Consider the following 1,018-nt stretch of genomic DNA (forward strand, 5'->3'; position numbering starts at 1 on the left):
GCTGAGGTTCTTGCGGGTCGCACGTTTTCTTTCTGGTCTGGTTCAATCCAGTCAATCAAGTAAGCGTTGGACTTCTCATGATGAATCACTCGCCATACTCAACCCAACAGCAGTTAAGCAATCAAGCTTTTAACTACGCTCGTAGTCAATCGCTTAAGCTAACTGAAACCAAAACGTTACCTTGTCACTTCAAGTCTGGTTCAACTCAGGCGGTAATGCCAGAGTGTTATAACGTGGTCGCGTCCATCTTCACTGATGAGTTTGGTATCAATCCATTCTATGCCGCGCCCCAGCCTCACTTAGTCCCGCGTTCAGATGACAATTCAAAGAAGACGTTTTGCACGCCTGATAAAAGTTGGGTTGTCCGCGCATTCGATGCCTGTAAGTCACACCGTGAATTTGCACCGGTGATGACGCGTGCCTTTATCAACATGACGAAAAAAATAGATTACCTTGAAGCCGTTCGCGCTGTTGAGTCTGCCAACGAACGTCTCACTAAAATGGAATTTCGTTATACCTCAACCGATGAAGAATTATGTGAGTTTGCAAAAGCTAAGTCTGCACACGTCATGCGTAAAGTTGCAGCCATTGATGATACAGAAGCTGCTTTTGCTGTGGCGCGTGACATTCTGGCTGATTACGGCTTGGCGTTTCGTCCTGAGCTGGTTGAACAAAAAGAAAAAGATAACGAGCTACAAAGTTTGATTAATCGTGCGACTAACGAGCTTTGGTGGCGTCGTGCTTTACGTCAACGCAGTGCGTTAGAAATTGAACGTGTTGCCCGTGATTTAACGATTGTTCATAAACATGGTCAATCTTACTGCTCAAACTTTTCACTCCAACGTCGTCGCGTTCGTGATCAAGACAACTTATCCATGATGCAAAACACCATTGCTTATGATGCTGAGGACGAATCGAACTGGTTCACGCTGAATGAGTTGGCGGGTAAATCGATTTCTAATCCTGAAATTCGACGTGCTGAAATGTTTGTGCGTTTGAAGGGCTTCGAAAGTATTGC

At 45.2% G+C, this 1,018-nt stretch carries 1 protein-coding gene; it reads left to right on the forward strand.

The genetic code is table 11. From position 1 onward, the window contains the following. Positions 1 to 77: 77 nt before the first annotated feature. Positions 78 to 1,018 (forward strand): replication endonuclease (locus C9J48_RS27600; RefSeq protein ID WP_258191574.1); only part of this gene is annotated, 941 nt, incomplete at its 3' end.

Source organism: Photobacterium profundum (assembly GCF_003026285.1).
Lineage (GTDB): Bacteria > Pseudomonadota > Gammaproteobacteria > Enterobacterales > Vibrionaceae > Photobacterium > Photobacterium profundum.